The sequence below is a fragment of the Candidatus Campbellbacteria bacterium genome, from assembly GCA_024653945.1.
Classification (GTDB): Bacteria; Patescibacteriota; Minisyncoccia; order Phycocordibacterales; family EsbW-18; genus EsbW-18.
The window spans coordinates 176608-196520 of sequence record JANLIT010000003.1 but is presented as its reverse complement, the minus strand read 5'-3'; the positions used below and the strand labels follow the sequence as shown (position 1 = coordinate 196520).

The 19913-nt window shown below is 44.6% G+C and carries 19 protein-coding genes; 15 read left to right on the top strand and 4 right to left on the bottom strand.

The annotated features are described in order from the left end of the window. Positions 1–11: 11 nt before the first annotated feature. The 14 genes from NUW02_02830 to rpsR all read left to right on the top strand — a co-directional run bounded on the left by NUW02_02830 (position 12) and on the right by rpsR (position 13969). Positions 12–614 (top strand): type II secretion system GspH family protein, encoded by a 603-nt coding sequence (locus tag NUW02_02830; GenBank protein ID MCR4274957.1) that lies wholly within the window; start codon positions 12–14, stop codon positions 612–614. A gap of 29 nt (positions 615–643) precedes the next feature. Further along, complete coding sequence (locus NUW02_02825; GenBank protein MCR4274956.1) at positions 644–1243, top strand: hypothetical protein; 600 nt, start codon at positions 644–646, stop codon at positions 1241–1243. 61 nt (positions 1244–1304) lie between these two features. Continuing rightward, positions 1305–2576, top strand: a complete 1272-nt coding sequence (locus NUW02_02820) for a hypothetical protein (GenBank protein ID MCR4274955.1) — start codon at positions 1305–1307, stop codon at positions 2574–2576. A 73-nt stretch (positions 2577–2649) separates the two neighbouring features. Further along, the gene (gene ligA, locus NUW02_02815; GenBank protein ID MCR4274954.1) at positions 2650–4656 is read left to right on the top strand and encodes an NAD-dependent DNA ligase LigA; all 2007 of its coding nucleotides are present in this window, start codon (positions 2650–2652) and stop codon (positions 4654–4656) included. Positions 4657–5079: 423 nt separating this feature from the next. Further along, positions 5080–5670 (top strand): hypothetical protein, encoded by a 591-nt coding sequence (locus tag NUW02_02810; protein ID MCR4274953.1) that lies wholly within the window; start codon positions 5080–5082, stop codon positions 5668–5670. 126 nt (positions 5671–5796) lie between these two features. After that, positions 5797–6084: an Asp-tRNA(Asn)/Glu-tRNA(Gln) amidotransferase subunit GatC gene (gatC, locus tag NUW02_02805; protein MCR4274952.1), complete on the top strand. Its 288-nt coding sequence runs from the start codon at positions 5797–5799 to the stop codon at positions 6082–6084. A gap of 8 nt (positions 6085–6092) precedes the next feature. Continuing rightward, positions 6093–7508, top strand: a complete 1416-nt coding sequence (gatA, locus tag NUW02_02800) for an Asp-tRNA(Asn)/Glu-tRNA(Gln) amidotransferase subunit GatA (GenBank protein MCR4274951.1) — start codon at positions 6093–6095, stop codon at positions 7506–7508. A 60-nt stretch (positions 7509–7568) separates the two neighbouring features. After that, a complete protein-coding gene (locus NUW02_02795; protein MCR4274950.1) occupies positions 7569–8486 on the top strand; it encodes a hypothetical protein in 918 nt (305 codons plus the stop codon). A gap of 112 nt (positions 8487–8598) precedes the next feature. After that, positions 8599–10536, top strand: a complete 1938-nt coding sequence (locus NUW02_02790) for a DUF11 domain-containing protein (GenBank protein MCR4274949.1) — start codon at positions 8599–8601, stop codon at positions 10534–10536. An 86-nt stretch (positions 10537–10622) separates the two neighbouring features. Beyond that, positions 10623–11681 carry an AI-2E family transporter gene (locus NUW02_02785; GenBank protein ID MCR4274948.1) on the top strand — a complete coding sequence of 353 codons (1059 nt, stop codon included), beginning with the start codon at positions 10623–10625 and terminating at the stop codon, positions 11679–11681. A 7-nt stretch (positions 11682–11688) separates the two neighbouring features. After that, complete coding sequence (locus tag NUW02_02780; GenBank protein ID MCR4274947.1) at positions 11689–12516, top strand: TatD family hydrolase; 828 nt, start codon at positions 11689–11691, stop codon at positions 12514–12516. Positions 12517–12627: 111 nt separating this feature from the next. Continuing rightward, entirely contained in the window at positions 12628–13149 is a 522-nt protein-coding gene (locus tag NUW02_02775) for a 30S ribosomal protein S6 (GenBank protein ID MCR4274946.1), read from the top strand. Positions 13150–13276: 127 nt separating this feature from the next. Continuing rightward, positions 13277–13747 (top strand): single-stranded DNA-binding protein, encoded by a 471-nt coding sequence (locus NUW02_02770; GenBank protein MCR4274945.1) that lies wholly within the window; start codon positions 13277–13279, stop codon positions 13745–13747. An 18-nt stretch (positions 13748–13765) separates the two neighbouring features. After that, on the top strand, positions 13766–13969 hold the full coding sequence (gene rpsR, locus NUW02_02765) for a 30S ribosomal protein S18 (protein ID MCR4274944.1): 204 nt from the start codon (positions 13766–13768) through the stop codon (positions 13967–13969). 259 nt (positions 13970–14228) lie between these two features. Here the strand turns inward: rpsR and NUW02_02760 are convergent, their stop codons facing one another. The 4 genes from NUW02_02760 to NUW02_02745 all read right to left on the bottom strand — a co-directional run bounded on the left by NUW02_02760 (position 14229) and on the right by NUW02_02745 (position 18614). Further along, complete coding sequence (locus tag NUW02_02760) at positions 14229–14789, bottom strand: elongation factor P (GenBank protein ID MCR4274943.1); 561 nt, start codon at positions 14787–14789, stop codon at positions 14229–14231. A gap of 75 nt (positions 14790–14864) precedes the next feature. Further along, positions 14865–15896 carry a recombinase RecA gene (recA, locus tag NUW02_02755; protein ID MCR4274942.1) on the bottom strand — a complete coding sequence of 344 codons (1032 nt, stop codon included), beginning with the start codon at positions 15894–15896 and terminating at the stop codon, positions 14865–14867. Positions 15897–15944: 48 nt separating this feature from the next. Further along, positions 15945–16412, bottom strand: a complete 468-nt coding sequence (locus tag NUW02_02750; GenBank protein MCR4274941.1) for a hypothetical protein — start codon at positions 16410–16412, stop codon at positions 15945–15947. 3 nt (positions 16413–16415) lie between these two features. Next, the gene (locus NUW02_02745; protein MCR4274940.1) at positions 16416–18614 is read right to left on the bottom strand and encodes a DNA translocase FtsK; all 2199 of its coding nucleotides are present in this window, start codon (positions 18612–18614) and stop codon (positions 16416–16418) included. A 330-nt stretch (positions 18615–18944) separates the two neighbouring features. Between NUW02_02745 and NUW02_02740 the strand changes: the two genes are divergently transcribed. Next, positions 18945–19694: a DeoR family transcriptional regulator gene (locus tag NUW02_02740; GenBank protein ID MCR4274939.1), complete on the top strand. Its 750-nt coding sequence runs from the start codon at positions 18945–18947 to the stop codon at positions 19692–19694. Positions 19695–19913 lie beyond the last annotated feature (219 nt).

Sequence of the window (19913 nt, the reverse complement as noted above, 5' to 3'; positions counted from 1 at the left end):
CAACATGTAACATGAAACACAAAACAAATAACAAAAAACAAGAATCAAATTGCTACATGCTACATGCTACACGCCACATGAATGCTGGTTTCACGCTCGTAGAAATGATTGTTGCGCTTTTTATCTTTTCTATTGTGATGATTGTTGCTGCAACTGCAGTAATAAGCATGCTTGATGCAAACAGAAAGGCGCAGGCAACAAAAACGGTCATGAACAATCTCAATTTTTCACTTGATGCCATGACGCGCGCCATTCGTGTGGGAGGAGGTTATTCATGTTCAGCAACACCAGGTGATGCGCTTGCAGACTGTGCGAGTGGCTCTGAAATATTTTCTTTCAACGATACCGACAGCGCGCCCGTCGTACCAGTGACGTATAAATTAGCAACAACAGTAGAGGGTAGAGGACAAATTATGCGCGACCGAGAAGGTGGGGGTTTTCTTCCCGTGACTTCTCCAGACGTTAATGTTACTACGCTCAAATTTTATCTTGAGAATGATGGTGGACAGCCACGAGTGCTTATTATTATGCGTGGAACTGCAGGAAAAACACCCAGAACAGAGGTAGCCTTCAATTTACAGACACTCATAACACAGAGATTTTTGGAGAGATAGGAATTTGAATGAAACACGAAACATGTACCATGAAACACACAACATGTACCATGAAGCACAAAACAAATAACAAAATACAAGAATCAAATTGCTACATGCTACATGCTACATGCTACATGAATACTGGGTTCACCTTCGTTGAAACTATTGTTGCCATCGCGGTGCTCATTGTCTCTGTGGTTGCTCCGCTGTCTCTTGCGGCACAAGGTCTCCGAGCGGCACGTATTGCGCGTGACCAGATAGTGGCGAATTATCTTGCACAAGAGGGGGTTGAATTTTTACGATTTAAACGCGACAGTGGTGCAATTACCGGTACAGGTGATTGGCTTTCTGTTTTTCCTGAGGGTTGTTTTAGTCCTAGTTCGTGCACAGTAGATATTCCTCAAAATACAATTACGAAATGTGAAGGTGTAAATGAGACCGTCTGTCCCGCTCTACAGTTTGACGACGCCACGGGTAAGTATGGATATGAGAATGGTTGGGTAGATACCAAATTTACACGAACAGTTTCGCTGTCATATGGAGAAGACCGCGATAGGGAAATTTCAGCAACCATTACCGTGTCGTGGAATGATGTGTTGGTGAATAGGTCTTTTGTACTGCACGAGGAGTTATTTAATTGGCAGTAGGGGGGAGAAGTAAGAAGTAAGTAGTAAGTAGGATGTAGTAAGTAGAAGGCAAAAAAGAAAAATGAAAAATACAAACAACAACACAATACAAAAAAAGAAGTTCCCATACTTCGTACTACCTACTACTTCCTACTATTCACGCGGGTTCACTCTTTTCTACGCAATGCTTATTTCGTCGCTCCTGCTTTCCATTGGGCTTGCTATTTTTAATATTACGTACAAAGAGTTTATTTTAACTTCAGGCGTTCGTGAATCAGAGGGTGCTTTTTATGCCGCAGATTCAGCTCTTGAATGTGCCCTCTACTGGGATTATGTGCACGACGGTAGTGGTGCGCCAGCATTCGGATTTTATGGTGACTCGCTTGCCAGTGGACTCGTCGGCTATTGGCGGTTTGAGGAAGTGGTGGATTCAAATCTTGACAAGGCATTTGATAGTAGCGGACAAGGGAATGATGGTACTCTTAACGACAAAATAACAAGAACGGATGGGCAAATTGGCCTCGCACTCCCATTTGATGGTGTGGATGATTTTTTTAATACTAATAACAAACTCTCTCTTGGAACTGATAATGAACACACTATTAGTGCGCGGGTAAAAGTGAACGGATTACCTATGGTCAAAGGTCAAAATGAGTGGGTGCTTCTTCTTGGTGATACTGGCAAAGGTCACCAGTGGCTTATTGATACCGACGGGATATTGCAGGTGAGTGGGTGGGAAGAAACACCAATAGCGACGAAGCCCCTTGGACTTGGGTGGAATCATGTTGTTGTGACGTATGACGGAACAAGTCTTGCGGTATATGTAAACAATGAATCACTTGGAACCACACCAGCAAATTTTGTAAGCTTACCCGCACCACAACTTACCCTTGGGCTGCCTTTTGTTGAAGGAGATGCATACTTTAACGGAGAACTTGATGATGTGCGTGTGTACAATCGGGAACTTTCTTCAGACGAGATTACGGCACTGTTTTCAGGGACCTCAAACAATATGTTTGTGCCTCCAGTTGCTTCTATAGAAGACGATGGCATTCCACTGACGTGTGCAGGCACAATCATTAATGAGACAACTATTAGAGAAGATGGAACAACAGGTTGGGTGCCAGCGGGCGGAGATGGGAATTGGAAGATTATTCTCGGCGAGGAGCCTCTTGATGAATCAATAACATTTTTTGATATATCGTTTGATGATGGCACTTGTGCTCTTGTTGAGGTAACGAAAAGAGCTATTGCGGTAGATAATTCCAGCACGGAAATCAATTCTCGTGGATATAACACGTGTGTACCAAATAGTAATCGTCGTCTTGAACGCGCACTTCACGCGACGTATTAAAACTCTTCCGTAAGGTTCGACCTTACGCTATTGGGGTCGAACCTCTCCTGTTTTCAAGGTACAATGGGGTGATATGGCCCCTGTCCACGTTCAAAAAAAGTACCAAAAACTTCTCTCCGAGGTGCGCAAACACGGTCGTTTGTACCACGAGCTTGATGCTCCTGAAATCAGTGACGAAGCGTACGATGCGCTTGTGCGTGAACTTTTGTTGTTAGAACAAAAATATCCGGAACTAAAAGTTGCCGACACACCAACAGAAAAAGTGGGAGGTACCGCATCAGAGGCGTTTGCAAAAGTACGACATGAGGTTTCGCAGTATTCTTTTGACAACGTGTTCTCGCACGATGAACTTGTGGAGTGGGATGCGAAAGTTAAGCGATTCCTTGAAAAAGAAGGAGTGAAACAAAAACCAACCTATTGTGCGGAACTTAAAATTGATGGACTCAAGGTGGTGCTCACGTACAAGAAAGGTACATTGATTCTTGCTGCAACACGAGGTGATGGAGAAATTGGAGAAAATATTACACACTCGGCTCGCGTAATTTCGTCTATTCCGCAGACACTCAAGAAACCCATTGACATTATTGCAGTCGGAGAGGTGTGGCTTGCTGAAAAAGAATTGCACCGCATCAATCTTGAAAAAGAAAAAAATGGAGAACCGCCTTTTGTAAATACTCGAAATGCTGCCGCGGGCTCTTTGCGCCAACTTGATGCGGACGTTACCGCTTCACGCAAACTAGAAACGTTCATCTATGATATTGAGAAAATTTCTTCTCAAGACACACCGACCCAAATCGAAGAACTACAAACACTGAAACGTCTTGGATTTGCTGTAAATCCTTTTCACCAATTATGCACAGGTGTCGATGATATTGAAACATATTACAAAGATGCTCTACAAAAACGCTCATCGTTGCCGTATCACATTGATGGGGTGGTGATTAAAGTGAATGAAAAAGAACTCCAACGCTCCCTTGGTTTTACCGCAAAAGCACCGCGCTTTGGCGTTGCGTATAAGTTTCCAGCACAACAGGTAACAACCATTGTTGAAGATATTGTGTTACAGGTTGGCCGTACAGGTGTTTTAACGCCCGTAGCGCACTTAAAACCCGTTTTTGTGGGAGGTGCCTCTGTCTCTCGAGCAACGCTTCATAATGAGGATTTTATAGGGGATTTAGACATTCGTATTGGCGATACGGTGGTTTTGCAACGTGCAGGAGACGTTATTCCTGAGGTTGTTCAGGTTCTCAAGGATTTACGTACGGGAAAAGAAAAAGTGTGGAAGTTTCCAACACACGTTGCCTTGTGTGGCGGAGATGGTTCAGTTGAACGTGTTGTCGGACAAGCTGCATGGAAGTGCAAATACGCGGGTTCGTTTGTGCAAAACAAAAGACGATTTGAACATTTTGTCGGCAAGCACGCCTTTGACATTGATGGTCTAGGAAAGGAGCAGGTAAAAGTATTTTTAGAGAATGGGATTATTTCTGATTTTGCGGATATTTTTACGATTACCAAAGGAGATTTGTTAAGTTTGCCGAGATTTGCAGAAAAATCCGCAGATAATTTGATTACATCAATTGAAAAAGCAAAAAAAGTATCACTTGCGCGATTGTTGATTGGACTTTCCATTGAACACGTCGGTGAAGAAACGGCAATTGATATTGCAAAGCATTTTAAAACGTTAGAAAAAATACAAAGTGCATCACGAGAGGAACTAGAAGCACTTGATGGGGTGGGGGAGATTGTGGCGCAATCGGTATACAAATGGTTTAGGAATGCGGAGAACAAAAAACTTCTCAAAAAACTTTTAAGGTACGTTACTGTGGAAGCTACAAGCTACAAGCTACAAGCTACCAAGCTTTCGGGTAAAACATTTGTGCTGACCGGGACACTCGCAACACTTTCACGTGACGAAGCCAAGGGGCTAATTCGCGCGAATGGTGGAATAGTTTCAAGTTCCGTTTCAAAAAATACGAGCTATGTTGTTGCGGGGTCTGACCCAGGAACTAAGTTCGCGGACGCCCAGAAACTTGGCGTGAAAATTATTTCTGAAAGCGAGTTCAAAAATATTCTTTCATAAAAAATCCTCCCACAAGGGGAGGAAAAAAGAAGTCAGACGTTGATGATGGGGTTGCCTCTCGGGCCCTGAGGACGTCTCTCCGAACGGTCGATTTCTTCAAGTGCCTTTTTCTCGTATTCCGGCCAGTCTTCGAATTTGATCCTCACAGGCTTGAGGGGTGTCAGTTTGCGCCTTCCTTTGGTAGCTGGTTTGCGTGTCTTGTGTCGACACATATACATCTCCTTTCCAAACAAATCTAACTATAGTATGTCATGGTACAAATAATCTTCAAATCCCAATTAAAAAAATATTCCCAAATATTGACAGAAACTCCAAGGGGCGTATTGTTCTATCGAATGCTCTTAAGGTAGGACCAACCGGATACCACGGCGCACGGCCATTCGGGCTGATGCTTGTGGTGACCACACACGAAAGGAGCTTCCTATGCCAAGACAGCAGGGTGCGCTCGCAACAGACGGACAAGGACGAGAGGTTGCACGACAGGCACGTGCTGTAGGAATTACGGCCAAGGTTTTTCAGGAGAGAGGTCTCCAGGGTCCTGATGCCGTCATTCCGATTGCCCTCGAGGCAATCAGGCAGGGGAAGACAATCCGCATCGTCGAGGTGGTGAAGAGGTCGGTGCTCGAGTACCCCAACTGGGTGCGCAAGCACCTCACGCCGGGGCTCGAGGCGCCAACGCTTCGCGATCCCGGCGAGACCGGTATCTGGCTCGACCTGCGGCAGCCGACCAGCAACAGGCCGACTGGTCACGAGGTGTACGCCGGTCTCAGGGCGGTGGATCTTCTCGGGCGATCGCTGTCGTTCGGTGACCTGAAGTGGTATGAGGCGAATCCCAACTGCATCCCCGCCGATTGGCGCGGAAAGGTGGTCTATGGCTGGGCCTCGGTCGTCCGCGACGACGAAGACGAGCTCCATGTCCCATACATGGACTGCGGTGTCAAACAGCCGAGCGTGTCCTGGCGCTGGCTCAATGACAGGTGGAATTACCGCGAGCCCGCCGGTCTCCGCAGGTAGTAGCAACTCAACAACTAAGTCCTGGTCGTTCGCAAGGTCGCCTAAGATGACCGTGTAGTTCTCAAGTTCACCCCGCCTTTGCGTTCGCGCAGGGCGGGGTTTTCACATATTTGGTACAATACAGACATGAGTATTTCTAAAGCAGATATTGAAAAACTTGCACAACTTGCCCGTATAGAGCTTCCTGAAGGTGAAAAAGAATCCTTGGCAAAAGACATGGACGCCATTATTGCGTTTGTGGACGAGCTCAAGGGCGCCAAGGTGAACTTGGATGACCACACATCGGTCGGTGTGCCACATAATGTGCTTCGTGAAGACGCACATCCGCACGAAAGTGGGGTATACACTGAAGCACTTTTGAATAATGCGCCTACTCGCGAAGGCAACTTTGTGAAGGTAAAAAATATTCTATGACGATAGATGTGACGAAATTATCAATTGTGGAGGTACGAAAGAAATTGAATGCAAAAGAATTCACTGCGGTGGAACTTCTGGACGCGTGTCTCGCCAACATCAAAGCAAAAGATGGAGAAATTCACGCATTTCTTGAAGTATTTACTGATGCACGAGAGCAGGCAAAAAAAGCAGATGCACTGATTGTGGAAGGGAAAGCAACGGCACTCACAGGAATTCCAATTGTTTTGAAAGACAACATGTGTATGGTAGGAAAAACAGCAACTGCCGGTTCAAAGATTTTAGAAGGATATATTGCGTCGTATGATGCAACCGCTGTTGCAAAATTAAAAACTGCAGGAGCCGTAATTGTTGGACGAGCAAACATGGATGAATTTGCGATGGGAAGTTCAACCGAGCAGTCTGCATATGGTCCGACAAAAAATCCACTTGATACATCACGCGTTCCCGGAGGCTCATCAGGAGGTTCTGCAGCTGCTGTGGTGATGGGTGGTGCACTTGTGTCTCTTGGTTCTGATACAGGAGGTTCTATTCGACAGCCAGCGGCATTGTGTGGTCTTGTTGGTCTAAAACCGACGTATGGAAGTGTATCGCGTCACGGTTTGATTGCTCTCGGTTCATCACTTGATGTGATTGGTCCATTTGGAAAAACGGTTGGCGACGTTGAAGCTGTGTTTGAAACAATTTCTGGTAAAGACACCATGGATGCAACAACAGTTGATGCCTCTGATTATCCAAGTGTTCCAACGGAAGTGAAAAAAATAGGTGTACCGCGCACATTCTTAGATGAGAACAAACTTCGCGATGATGTACGAGCGAATTTCGATGCCGCACTTAAAAAACTGAAAGACCTCGGATACGAACTTGTTGATATTGAGCTTCCACTTGTAAAATATTCTGTGCCGACGTATTACGTTATTTTGCCCGCTGAGGCATCTTCAAACCTCGCGCGTTTTGACGGTGTAAAATATGGTTTGCACACCGATGGTGATGATTTGATTGCGGATTACTTCAAAACACGCGGTGCAGGATTTGGTCCTGAACCACGAAGACGCATTATGATTGGCACCTATGTGTTGTCCTCTGGCTATTACGATGCATACTATAACAAGGCGAATGCTGTGCGACGCGGTATTACACAAGACTTTGTGAACGCATTCACGAAGTGTGATGTCATTGTGACACCAACAACAGCTGGTCCGGCGTTCAAAATCGGAAGCAAGGTGAATGATCCAGTTGCGATGTATCTTGAGGATATCTTCACTGTTTCATCAAATCACACAGGTATGCCCGCGATGTCAGTGCCATCAGGAAAAGTTCTGGAAGACGGTGTTGAACTTCCGCTCGGACTTCAGATTATTGCTCCGCATATGGGTGAATCACGTTTATTTTCGGTTGGTAAAAAGTTTTTAGGCGAGAAATAGCATCTCTACATACTACATATCACATCCTACATACCAGCTACCACATACTATTTACCACATATGGCCGACAAACCAAAAGACAAAGGAGGAAAAAAACCAAGCGCGCCACCACCGGCGCCAAATGCTACAAACACCATTGTTGGCATTCTTGTTGCATTGTTTTGTGTCATGTTCTTTTTAGGTGTTTTACAAAATCGGTTTGCGGGTGGTGGCCAATTTAAGCCCGATACCTGGGTGCGCAGTGTACTTTTTACTTTTTCGTCAAAAGTAGATGAGTACACCCCTGAAGGTGTACGTGTAAACACAAAAGAGGGAGTTGATGTGTGGGCGTCCTCAATACTCGACCGCATTCTCGGTATTCACGAAAAAGGTGCTGTTGGAGTGCTTATTTCAAAGCCAGTGCTGTATGGAAGTGATGTTCTTTTTAATGTTGATTTTGAATCAAATCCTGATGGGTGGGTGTACGCCCGTAGTCTAGAAAAACAAGTTTCAGGATGGATGGGGAGTGTTCGTTCTATATTTTTGTGGGTTTCAGGCAGTGTTACGCTTCTAGGTTTACTTCTAGCGCTGTATTCGTGGAGGAAGTGGCAGCACATTATAAAAAAACACAAAGAAGATATGCGGGCGCTTGAAAAGAAACTCGTAGGGGAAGACATTACTTCACACAATGAACGTTGGGAGCAGGTAGAAAAACTTACTGCGTCGGAAAATCCTGGAGATTGGCGTATTGCTATTATTGAAGCAGATGTTCTTCTTGAAGAGCTACTCATCAGTATGGGATATGATGGACAAACGCTCGGGGACCGGCTCAAAGCAATAGAAAAAAGTGACTTCACAACACTTGATGAAGCGTGGGAGGCACACAAAATCCGTAATCGAATTGCACACCAAGGATCTGACTTCATCCTCACACATCGAGAAGTAAAACGTGTTATCGATCTCTTTCGGACGGTGTTTCGAGAGTTTGATTACATATAAAGTAGGGTAGTAAGTAGAAAGTAGTATGTAGTGGCTGGTATGTAAGGAATAAAAAGAAGAGTTTTCCTAAATATACGTGGTCAGTGATTAGTTGTTACGTTATACTGAAAGCATGAAAGAACCCATTACAGACAATGATAGTCCGATAGAGTCCTTGTCAAAAAAACTCAACACCCCAGGACATGAATCGTTGTCAGAACTACACCGTGCCGGGTTTCATGAGGAAAGATTTGGCGAGGTACCGAGTGATTTTTTCCATGAACAGACACACCAACCCTCAATTATTATGTCAAAAATTTCTCGCCACCACACACCAGTAAAATGGTTTTTTGTCGGGGCAATCATTTTTTTTCTCGCATCTCTCCTTGCAGCCTTCTTCTTCTTTAGTGGAGATAGAAACCTTGTATCTGCCAACAAAATAGAAATTATTGTAACAGGACCAGTTGTCGCTGCGGCGGGAGAAATACTCCCACTCGCCATAGAGGTTCGTAATACAAATGCAACAGCACTACAGCTGGCAGATTTATTAATCGAATATCCACCAGGAACACGCGTACCAGACGACGTGACGACAGAACTGTATCGATATCGTGCATCTCTGGGGACCATTCCGTCAGGTGGACATGTTTCAACAACTACCAAGGCTATTTTATTTAGCGAAGAGGGAAGCGAGCAAAAGATTATTGTGAGTCTTGAATATCGCGTTGCAGGTTCAAGTGCCATCTTCTCTAAAGAAAGTAGTTTTTCTGTGCGTATCGGCGCAAGCCCGTTGACGCTCAAAGTCAGCGCACCAAAATCTATCAATTCTGGACAAGATATTGAACTGACGTTAGATGTGACCTCAAACACCTCGATTATCCTTGAGGATGTTGTCGTTGCTGCAAATTATCCCTTCGGATTTTCATTTGTAAGTGCCAGTCCAGATGCAACATTCAGTGACACCACATGGTCGCTTGGCGATATTGAGCCAAAAGGGAAACGAACCATTAAGATACGGGGCACACTCTCTGGTCAAGATGAAGAAGATCGTATTTTTAGGTTTAGTTCGGGTATTGCAACTGCGGGTGACACGACAAAATTAGGTGCAGTATTTGCACAAATAGATCACACAATACAGGTTGCACGCTCATTTATTGATACCAGTATGGTTATTAATGGAAGTTCGGATGATTCAGTCACCATGTACCCAGGCCGGACTGCAAAAGTAGACATTACATGGAATAACAATCTTTCAACACAACTTACTGACGGAGTGATAGTGGTTACCCTTGAAGGAGAGGCGGTCAACGAGAAAAGAGTTACATCTGCGGACGGTTTTTATAACTCGTCGAAGAATACTATTACGTGGAATAAAATTGATACCCATTCCTTAAAAACCATTGACTCGGGCTCACAAGGAAAGGTGTCTTTCTCTTTTGATATTCTTTCTACTGACGCATCTGGTTCGGGACGAATTGATCCAGAAATTACCCTCGCCCTTGCATTTACTGCAACAGCAGTTTCAGAAGGCGAGACTCCAGAGGAAGTGAGATCAGACACCACGAAGATTATTCATGTTGCCTCCGATGTGCGTTTGGAAAGCATAGCAGTGCGCACCATTGGTCCACTAGAAAACTCCGGTCCAGTGCCACCCGCTGTTGAACAAAAAACGACGTACACAATTATCTGGTCAATAGCAAACTCGGTCAACGATCTCACAAAGACAGAGGTGCGAGCGGTGCTTCCTGCATATGTGTCGTGGGAGAATGTCACAAGCCCAAGTTCAGAAGATATTACATTTGAAAGTTCTACAAAAGAAGTGGTGTGGAGTCCTGGAAAAATTCGTGCGGGAACTGGTTTTAGTACTCCAGCAAAGACCGTTGCGTTCCAGGTCGGGTTAACTCCATCAGCAACTCAAATAGGCACGGTTCCAATTCTTATAGAGGATGCAACGTTGTCAGCAACAGATGGCGCTGTCGGAGGCACTGTTGGAGACACGGCGCCCGAGGTGAACACTAATTTGAATTCAGACCCAGGTTTTGAGGGGACATGGAGTCGTGTTGTTGAATAAGAGGCACCCTTTTCGTTAGGGTTTCCTGTGGTATACCCCGCACTACGCTTTGGAAAAAAGCGTAGTGCGGGGTATACTTTTTAAATATGGAAACACAAAATGTTCGATTTTCGATAGACACTCTTTCTGTGTTAAAAGTTCTCCTTATTCTTGTGGGGGTGTATGTGCTCTATCTTTTAAAAGATATTGTTTTGGTGGTGCTTACTGCGGTTGTAATTGCATCAGCGATTGAACCAGCCGCGAAGTGGTTTATGAAGTATCATTTTCCACGAACACTTGCGGTGGTCATTATTTATCTCATCATTGCCATAACGCTTTCCGGACTTATCTACTTTCTGTTGCCATCACTTCTGAGCGACTCAGCAAATTTCCTTTCTCAAATTCCTGATTACATTGGCTCCCTTGATACACGTCCCATTCTTGAGGGGCTCGGGGTTCCAGAATCCTCAATGGTTATTCAAAACATCTCAAATACTCTTTCTGCGGGAGACTTGCTTTCCTCGGTGCGTTCATTCGTCACTATTCCTGGAGGCGCGTTTCGTGTACTGAGTACTGTTTTTGGTGGCGTTTTTTCATTTGTTCTTATGATTGTGTTGTCGTTCTATCTCACCGTTCGAGAAAATGGTATCTCCGACTTTTTGCGGATTATTACTCCCCACACACATATTGCGTATGTGTTAGAGCTGTGGAAACGTTCACAGCGAAAAATAGGGCAGTGGATGCAGGGCCAACTCCTTCTTATGCTGTTGGTGGGCGTGCTGGTGTATCTTGGACTTACTATTCTTGGTGTTAAACACGCGTTTCTCTTTGCCGTGCTATCTGGATTGTTTGAAGTTATCCCTCTGTTTGGTCCTATTCTCTCAAGTATTCCAGCGGTGCTGGTTGGGTATACACAAGCAGGTTTATCTTTTGCACTACTTATTGTTGGACTTTTTGTCATCATCCAACAATTTGAAAATCATCTCATTTATCCGCTTGTGGTAAACAAGGTTGTTGGTGTTCCAGCAATTGTGGTTATTCTTGCACTTGTGGTAGGGGCGCAACTCGGAGGATTTCTCGGAGCACTTCTCTCTGTTCCTTTGGCGGCAGTTCTCATGGAATTGATACAGGATTCAAGACGACGAGCTCTTGTGGACAAAGTGTAAGCTCTCCATGCAGTATTCTCTTTTTGATATTCACTCGCACCTCACCTTTGCTGATTTTGACGTAGACAGGGACGACATTATAGAGCGCATGAGGGTTGCAGGAATTGGTACGATAGCCGTTGGGACAGATATACAGACATCTAAAGATTCCATTGCGCTAGCCAGAGAACACGAGCATATTTTTGCAACTGTTGGCATCCATCCTGCGCACGGAGGTGTGCATGCTGATTTTGCTGGACTTCCAGAACTTGTCGGGCATCCAAAAGTTGTTGCGATAGGGGAGTGCGGGCTGGATTATTTTCGGATTACCGAAAATAATCCAGAAGGACAAATAGCAACTATCAAAGAAAAACAAAAACAACTTTTTATCCAACACATTGAACTTGCGCGTGAGCACGCGCTTCCGCTGATGATTCATGCACGACCATCAAAAGGTTCCATGGATGCGTATGAAGATATTCTCGCACTGCTCGAAAGCACGAAGCATGAAGCACGAAGCACGACACAAGGAGATGTGCACTTTTTTGCGGGCTCTGTTGCTATTGCGCGACGTTTTCTTGACCTCGGGTTCTCGCTTTCTTTTGATGGTCCGATTACATTTGCGAGTGACTATGATGAGGTTATTCGCTTTGTGCCGGATAACATGATTATGGCTGAAACAGATGCTCCATTTGCAGCCCCAGCACCATTTCGAGGAAAACGTAATGAACCGCCTTATGTGTGCTACGTTGTTGAAAAAATAGCTCTTCTTCGTGGAATTTCGGTTGAGGAGTGTTCTCGTATGCTCACTAAAAATGCCCTTCGGGCATTCCATATTGATGGAGAGGTGCTGTAATGCGGGCACGTAAAGAATCCCATACTACCCAGTAGAAATATGAAATTTTGATAAAGGATATCAAAAATCCCTCTTGCGATGGGCAAAAACATATGCTACGCTAGGACGCCTATGGTAGAAGAGAAAGAAATACAAACTGAAATAGACACAGATGCAGACAGCCGTTTCTACGAGCTGGGCTTTCATATTGTGCCTCAGGTTGGTGAAGCCGGCCTTGCAAAGGAGGTAGACGTTCTTCGGGCAATGCTTGAAAAGAACGGTGCCAAGATTATCAGTGAGGAATGGCCACAACTTATGACACTTGCATATCCTCTTGTGCGCGATATTGCCCGCACACGACACACCTGTACGACTGCATATTTTGGATGGGTTGTTTTTGAAGCACTTCCAGACCAAGCACATATGATAAAGGAAGAGACTCGTCGCAATGAACACATTTTGCGCCACCTTCTTGTTAAAACATACGCCGATGCTCCAGTTGTTCGTCATCCAGTTCACGCGGGTCACACAGACCACAAAGCCCCTGAAGAAAAGGAGATTCTTCATGAAGAAAAGAAAGTAGAAACCGCTGAGGCTGTTGTTCCAATGACGACCGAACAAATGGATGTTGAAATAGAGAAGTTGGTTGTGTAAGCACGAATGTCGAAGCACCAAACTCGAAACAAATTCAAATAACCAAAATTCAAATGTTTAAAACTTTAAAACTAGAAACTCCGGATTTGTTTCGGATTTCGATATTCGGATTTCGAATTTAAAAACCATGTATATCAACAAAGCACTTTTGTATGGCAACCTCACACGCGATCCGGAGCTCAAATCGCTCCCATCAGGTTCTTCTGTGTCTACATTTAGTATTGCAACAAATCGTGTGTGGAAGGACAAAGAGGGTAACAAGCAAGAGTCAACAGATTTTCACAATATCGTAGTGTTTGGTAAGCAGGCAGAAACTGTTTCTCAATATCTCCGCAAAGGTTCTTCAGCGTTTGTTGAGGGGCGAATGGTAACACGAAGTTGGGATGCGCAGGATGGTTCAAAGAAGTATCGAACAGAAGTCATTGCAGATCGCGTCCAGTTTGGTCCTCGTTCGGGTGGCTCTTCAACAGAAGGAAAATCATTTGCAGGTCCTCAAGATAAAGGAAATGCACAACAGCAAAACGCCCCAGCGATAGATACCATTCAGTATCCAGACGCACAAGACGAAGGCATTAATCCAGAAGATATCCCATTTTAAGATATAAGAGAAATTCGTATGAAAAAAAGTTGCTTTTTTAAAGAACAAAACATCAAACACATTGATTACAAAGATATCAAGGTGTTGCGTCGTTTCATCAACCCATACTCACGTATGAAGACACGACGATATACGGGTGTGTGTGGTACACACCAGCGCGAACTTGCTGTTGCGATTAAGCGGGCACGTTTTATGGGACTACTCCCTTATATCGCTGGCTAGACGAACGTGCGCTTAAAATTTTCCATCTACTTTGTTACGGGCCCCAGCTCGTCGCTTCGTCGTACTTCAAGTACGCCTGTGCTCCTCGTTTTCCCGTGCCTCGTATCTGGAATTTTTAACCGCGCGTTAATTGTACTTATCTATACCTATGAGACGCAGTCATCTCGCGTTTGGAATTTTTAAACACGCTTTAACTTCAAACAAAAACTCGTCCAATTGGACGAGTTTTTTGATATTTGATATTTGATATTTTAATACCCTACACTCGAGAAACGTATTCGCCAGTTTCCGTGTTGATTTCAATAACATCTCCCATTTCAACAAAGAGGGGAACGTTAATCATTGCGCCCGTTTCAAGTTTGACGAGTTTGTTGCCACCTTGGGATGTGTTGCCTCGAATATTTGGAGGTGCCTCAACAACCTTGTATTGCACTTTGATAGGAAGTTTGACACCAATTGGCTTATCATCAAAAAATAAACCAACAATCTCCATTTTTTCTTTCAAAAATTTTCCCTGGTCACCAAGTATGTTTTCATCAAGTGTTATGCGCTCTGCTGGTTTTCCGACGGCGTGAAACCACCACTGTCCCTTACTGTTGTAAATAAAAATAAGTGGTCGACTTTCAATTTCAGCTTCCTCAGCTTTTTCTGATACATGGAATGAGTACTCGGTCACTTTTCCCGTGATGAGATTTCGCAGTTTAGTAGCATTAACCGGTTTTCGTTGTTGTTTACGAAACACGTGCGAATCGAGCACTATATAGGGCTCGTTGTTGAGAAGAATGACCTTTCCGTTGCGGATTTCGTTGTATGTAAGCATAAAATCTCACGTTAACGCCCACCTCAGCGTGGGTGGGCGTCCCTACCGTACCAAAAAAATGATAGAATGGCAAGTTTAAACCTCCTCTACACCGTTCAATTTCTCCATAATCTCTTTAGTGAGTTTTTTAGCGATATCCTTGTTTTCAATAAGAAACTGTCGTGTTGCATCATACCCGCGTCCGAGAGCAACGGTGCCGTACTTATACGATGCACCACTTTTTTCAATGAGTTTGTATTTTTCTCCAAGTGCAATGAGTTCACCTTCGCGAGAAATACCGTTTGGAAAGACAAGGTCAAACTCCGCCTGTCTAAATGGTGCAGCAACTTTATTTTTTACCACTTTCACTCGCACACGACCACCAACAACATCCTCACCTTTTTTAATTTGGGCAATACGTCGAACATCAAGACGAACTGAGGCATAGAATTTGAGCGCGTTTCCTCCCGGGGTAGTTTCTGGATTACCAAACATGACACCAATTTTCATACGGATTTGGTTGATGAAGATAACCACCGTCTTGCTCTTTGCAACAATGCCTGTGAGTTTGCGCAGTGCCTGACTCATAAGGCGTGCCTGCTTACCAACGTGCTGTGCCCCCATCTCGCCCTCAATTTCATCTTTTGGAGTAAGTGCCGCAACAGAGTCAACAACAATCACATCAATTTTTCCTGTGCGCACGAGGGACTCTACGATTTCAAGTGCCTGCTCACCGAAGTCCGGTTGAGAAATAAGAAGTTCATCAATTTTAACGCCGAGGCGTTTTGAATATTCTGGGTCCATGGCGTGTTCAGCATCAACATAGGCGCACACACCGCCCAATTTTTGTGCCTCAGCAACGATATGGAGTGCGAGTGTCGTTTTTCCAGATGACTCTGGTCCATAAATTTCCACAATGCGTCCGCGTGGAATACCACCAATACCGAGCGCCGCATCAAGGGAAAGCGATCCAGTTGGTATTGCCGCAACATCAACGTGTGGTCGAGCACCCAACATCATAATGGCATCCTCACCAAATTTTGTTTTGATTTGCTTAAGTGCGTCTTCAATTTGTCCAACGGTTTTCTTCAGTTCTTTTGGGGCTTTTGGTTTTTTGTTGAATGCCATATATATGTGTAATGAGCCATTAGTATACTCGCTGGTAATAAAATTTTTCTAAAGTGTCGTATTTGCTTCCAGTGTTGTTGTGCTACTTGTTCCAACACTATCTTCCTCACTTCTCGTACCACCGTCTTCCAAAGAACGTGTACTAGACCCCACCTCCAACATGCTTTCGGGAGATGGTGTGTATATACCACGTACATACTGCACTTTCTTTCTTTCATACCGGTCGGTAACAGCAAGTGTGAGCACATTATATCCCGACATGAGCAAAACGTCTTCCTTAAAATGTCCTGTCTCGTCAACAAAAATAGGTCTGTCGTTGAGGGTTATGGCGGTGATGTTGGTAGCAGTTCCTTCAATGGTAAGCATTTCCGTTTTCACAGAAAATCCGTCAATAGGCGCCGTAATAATTAATTGTGGTCCATGAATGTACGCACGCGATTCATAGTACGCATACGACACCAAAAGAGCGACCACCAGTAAGACAAAACCATATGTTCGTGTTCGTCTCAAGAGCATGATCTATTCATTACTCTCATTAGAATCTGTTTCGCTACCTAGTTTCCCAACAAGTACACCGCGTGGCTTAGAACCGTCTGCTGGCCCAATAACTCCGCGTTCTTCCAACACATCCATTAAACGAGCCGCACGAGAATATCCAATGCGCAATTTTCGTTGCAAGTATGATGTTGATGCTTTTCCTGCCTGCACAACCGTTTCGCGCGCATCCTCAAAGAGGTCATCATCTATTTCATCCTCATCACCAAACTCGCCACTTCCCGATGTAGTCGGAGCGTTGAGGTCAAGCGAGAGCTCTGTGTCCGTATCTCCGTTGTCATGTTTTCTCAAAAATTCAGTCACGGCCTTTACCTCATCCTCTGAAATGAATGCGGACTGAATACGTTTTGGTTTACCCATATCTCCAGACATAAAGAGCATGTCTCCAGCACCGAGAAGTTTTTCGGCGCCCGACGTATCAAGGATGGTTCGCGAATCAATCTGTGAAGATACTTGCATGGCAATACGTGCAGGGATATTTGCCTTGATGAGTCCTGTGATGACATTTACCGATGGTCGCTGTGTTGAAACGATAAGGTGAATACCCACAGCGCGTGACATTTGAGCAAGACGAACAATACCGGCCTCAAGCTCACGTGGATAGGTGCTCATAATGTCGGCGAGTTCATCCATAACCACAATGATATACGGCATCGTCTCGGGCATATCAATAGAAAGTTCTTCATTGGCACCTTTAAATCTTTCAAGGGCAGGAGAGAGAATGGTGCTGTGATACGAGGCGATGTCGCGCACCCTTGACTCTTCCAAAACGTTGTAGCGGCGCTCCATTTCTTTCACAAGCCATTTGAGTCCAAGAATAGCTTTTTTCGGGTCAGTAATAACAGGGGTGAGGAGGTGCGGAATGCCGTTGTACATCGTTAATTCCACACGTTTTGGGTCAATCATCACAAAACGCATGACATTTGGCCCGTTGCGGAACAGGAGGGAATTGATGAGCGCGTGAATGGTGACTGATTTTCCCGAACCTGTGGTACCTGCGATAAGTATGTGTGGCATTTTGGCGAGGTTTGCAAAGATTGCCTTACCATCCACATCACGACCAAGTGTCATAAAGAGTCGATGTTCAGATGATGTGTACTCTTCAGTTGAGAGAAGATTTCCAAGACCAACGGTCGTCTTTGCAGAATTAGGCACCTCAATACCAACGAGTGCCTTTCCGGGAATCGGCGCTTCAATGCGAACGGGGTGCGCCGCAAGTGCAAGTTCAAGATTTTTTTGAAGTCCAAGAATTTTTGATAGACGCACACCTTCCGCAGGTTTCATTGCGTATCGAGTAACCGATGGTCCAATAGAAATTTCATCCATCGCAACATCGATGCCAAAGTTTTGTAACGTGCGTTTGATGATGTTTGCATTTGCCTTGATGTCACCAACACCGGGCTTTCCAGAATCTTTAGAGAAGATAGAAAGTGGGGGAGGGATATACGCTCCTGCCATTGTGGCAAATATGGGTGAGAACTCGGGCTCGCCATCCGCTTTCTTTTTTGTAAATGAGAAGAGGCCTCCCTCCTTTTTCTCACCAGATGTATTTGATGTATCTCCTTGGGATGCTACCTCCAGTTTCTCGTGAGATTGTTTTTCTTCAACTGCAGCTACAGACGCATTCACATCGGTCTGTGCGAGCGCGATCGCTGCCAACTTTTCATCTCGGCGTCTCTTCCACGCATTAATGACAGAGAGTGGGTGTGTGTTTGAAAGCACTAAAATTGAAATGAAGAAGAGGGCAACAAGGACCACTATTGCTCCCGATGTCGCAAACAAGTACACGAGTGGGTGTGCAATCCATATACCAAGATATCCGGCACTTTGTGGAAAAAGTAGTTCAATAACGCCGAGGCCCGATGCAACAAAGAAGAGCGAGCCAATGATGTTGGTCAATGCAATATTTGCTTTTTCTGTTTTGAAATAGCCAATTGCAAGAATAAAGGAGAGGGTGGGGAGGAGATAGTAGCCAACACCAAGGAGGCCTGAAAAAAGTGAAAATACTTTTTCCCCAACGATACCTGCCTTCGTAAATGCGGAGAGTAAAAGGAATACACCGAAAACACAAAAAATGACAGACAGTACCGCATACCTCGTCTCCTCCTGAAGACCAAGTTTGAAGAAGGGCCCCTTCTTTTCTGCTCTTTTTTTCTTTGACATATAAGCGAATTGTACCACGCCACGGCGGTGTTGCTGGTGTTGATCGGGTGCAAAAAGTGCCTGTGGATAACTTTACGCTCGCCCCGCCCTCCCACAAACACGTGTCGCCCGCCTAAGGCGGACGCACTCGCTCTCGCCCTCACGGGCTCCCTGCCTGCCGGCAGGCAGGCGAGGGGTTTGTGTATAGGGCGGGGCTCGCTCCGTATGCCCCGTATCTTGTCAGGTTTTGTTACATGTTTCATGCTACATGTTTTGTCCCTGACCTTCTTGTCTTTTAAACAAGGTGGAGTATTATTCTGAATGTCTCTTACGTCATTGAATAAAAGACATATGTTTCATCAAAAGGACAACAAAAAGGACATTTCAACGGAAGTATTTCCTGTTGTACCTAAAAATGGAATTCATGACGAAATCTCTTCCTACTCACAAAAGATAGTAACAGCCATATATCTTGTAACAGGTCTCATGGACACTCAGGACCCGCTCAGAAATCGCCTCAGGTTAAAAGCTCTTGATATAATGTCTTTTATCTCTTCATACTCAAATCTCAACGACAAAAAGACGAACGTATCTTCCCTTGACGTCATGGGCGCCACCAAAGAGGCAGTGTCTTTAATAGAGGTTGGTTCTTCCTCCGGTGTCATCTCACCCATGAATGGGGATATCCTTATACGAGAGCTCCGGTCTCTTATTGTTGCTTTTGATACATATGCAAAGATATCAGATATCCACAGCTCCTCACTGGAATCACTTTTTTCTGGTGGACTTACAATCAAACCTCTGCCAGCTATGTATAAAGGACATGTTGTTAATCAAGGATATCAAGAAAAGCATGTAAAAAATGTCTTTAAAAAGAAACAGCATTCAATAAAAGGTGAGTCAGGTGTTAATGAAAGAAGGGACAAGATTCTCTCTGTTGTGCGAGAAAAAGGAAATGTAATGATAAAGGACATTTCTAAGCACATTCCTAACTGCAGTGAAAAAACTATCCAGCGCGATCTCATTGATCTTGTATCTCAAGGACTTCTTGAGAAACGTGGAGAACGCCGGTGGACAACGTATTTTGTCCACGAGGCCTAAATTACAGAAGCCTGTTCTAGGCCTCTAAACACACCCCCAAACATGTAACTTCAGGCCATTTTTCGTGTATACTCACATCAGACCACGGGTGTGCCAAAACACTTGGTAAAGAAAGGTGTTTCGTGGTATAGTGGACGAGCCGTTAATTGGGAATATAAGGGTACAACTACAACAAAGAATTTTGCGTTATCCACAAAGTACTTTGGTAGTGTACGCTTG